This window comes from Burkholderia sp. AU4i (assembly GCF_000466765.1).
In the GTDB taxonomy this organism is placed as follows: domain Bacteria; phylum Pseudomonadota; class Gammaproteobacteria; order Burkholderiales; family Burkholderiaceae; genus Burkholderia; species Burkholderia cepacia.
Genome location: NZ_ASSI01000229.1, coordinates 1 through 2,022 on the forward strand (window position 1 = coordinate 1; position 2,022 = coordinate 2,022).

1 protein-coding gene is annotated in these 2,022 nt (G+C 71.4%); it reads right to left on the reverse strand.

What is annotated here, in order from left to right; translation table 11 throughout:
* Positions 1-45: 45 nt before the first annotated feature.
* Positions 46-624 (reverse strand): YqgE/AlgH family protein, encoded by a 579-nt coding sequence (locus tag L810_RS37820; protein ID WP_027788202.1) that lies wholly within the window; start codon positions 622-624, stop codon positions 46-48.
* Between the last annotated feature and the right edge of the window lie 1,398 nt (positions 625-2,022).

The window sequence follows — 2,022 nt, forward strand, 5'->3', positions numbered from 1 at the left end:
CGTAGTCGAACGCGAGCAGCGTCGCATCGCGCGCGCTCGCGCCACTCATGCGTGCCCTGCTTCGCCGGACAGCATCGACGAACTGACGCCGAGCAGGCCGAGCGCGGCTTCGAAGCGCTCTTCGGCCGGCGTGTCGAACACGATGCGCGGATCGGCGGCGACCGTCAGCCAGCCGTTGCGGGAAATTTCTTCCTCGAGCTGCCCGGCCCCCCAGCCCGCATGGCCGAGCGTCAGCAGGAAGCGTTTCGGGCCGTTGCCCGTCGCGACCGCCTCGAGCACGTCCTTCGACGTGGTCATCTCCAGCCCGCCCTCGACGGACATCGACGAGTTGTAGCTCGCGCCCTCCACCGGCTCGTGCAGCACGAAACCGCGCTCGGTCTGGACCGGGCCGCCGAAATACACCGGGATGTGCAGCAGCGGCTCGATGTCGAGCTTCAGGTCGATGCGGTTGAACAGCGATTCGAGGTCGATGTCGGTAGGACGATTGATGACGAGGCCGAGCGCACCGCGCTCGCTGTGATCGCAAAGATAGACCACCGTTCCTGAAAACGTCGGATCCGCCATGTTCGGCATGGCGATCAGGAACTGGTTGGTGAGATTGATGCGATCGGAAGGCTTTGACATGGTTTGAATTTTAGCAAAGACGCCGCGGCCTGACCGGGCCGCGATCAACAAGCAACGCCGCGCCGCGCTGGCAACGGCGCGCGCGGATCACACGGCACTCTAACACGCGCGCGGGCGCTGTCGGCAGCGTGTTGCAGGCCCGCGCTGCAAGGGCCGCCGCCGCGTGTTCGTCCCCTGCTCGTCCCCTTGTTCGTCAGGCCCGGCCGAGCGCCGCGCCGAGCGCGCCGGACGCCGCGGTGAGGTCCGGCGGCGCCACGCCGGCGGCGATCTTCAGCAGCGCCGCGCGCAGCATGTCGGACGCGTGGCCGTGCGCATCGAGGCCGCCGTCGGCGAGCGGTACGCCGTGCGCCGCACGCCGCCACGCCAGGCCCAGCGTGTCGGCGAGGAGTGCCGCATGGCCGAGCCCGAGCGCGCATGCGGCCGTACCGACCCGGTAGGCGGCGCCGGACGCATGCCATGCGGCGCCCGCGTCGGCCGCGGCCGGATCGGCTGCGAGGTCGGCCATCGACGCATCGGCCGTCTGCAGGAAATCCTCATAGGCATGCGCATTGACCGTCACGACGCCGAGCGCGCGCGTCGGCGCGGCGGCAACCGCATCGTGCTCGGCCCGGGCGGCATCTGCCTCCCACAGCGCCTCCGATGCGGGCGTGCCGGCGACGTGCCAGTCGACCGTCAGCCCGTAATCGTGCAGCACGTCGACGAGTGCGACATCCTCGGCTGCGGCGCCGAACAGCGCGAAATCGCGCCACAGCAGCGCCACCGTCTCGCGCACGAGTTCCGGCGGCGCACTGCGCCGGCCCTGCGCGTGCTCGCCGAGCAGCAGGTTCGTCCGCGCGAGAAAGCGCTTCAGCTCCGGCGCGCCGCTGGCGCGCAGCGCGCGCACGCACGCGGCCGCGAGCCGCCAGAAATCGTAGGGATCGTCGCCCGCGAGCGCCGCCAGCATCGCGTCGAGTTCGGCGAGTGCCGCATCGGGCGTGCCGTGTCCCGCGCGCAGCACGCCAAGCAGCGCCTGTTCGTAGCGGGCACGAAGCCGGGTCGCAAACGCATCGGGCAACGCGCGCAGCGTGGTCGGCGGCACCGCGCGGCCGACGAGCGCGAGCGCGTCGAGCGGCGTGCTCGCGCGCAGGTCGGCGGCGCTTTGCGCGCGCAACGCACGGAAATGCTCGAAGAGAACGGGTGAGCACGCGAGCTCGCGCAGGTTGTGACGGCCGACGGCCGCGCGGAAATCGCGCAGTGCGGCCCGCCAGCCGGCCGAAGTCGGCTCGACGGCGACGAGCGGCACGGCGGCCGACAACTGCCCCGCGAATCGCGCGGCCGACAGCCAGCCGGCTTCCGCCAGCACGGCCGCCGCGGCGGAAGCCGGCAGATCGGAAGAGCAAACGTCTGAACTCCAGTCAC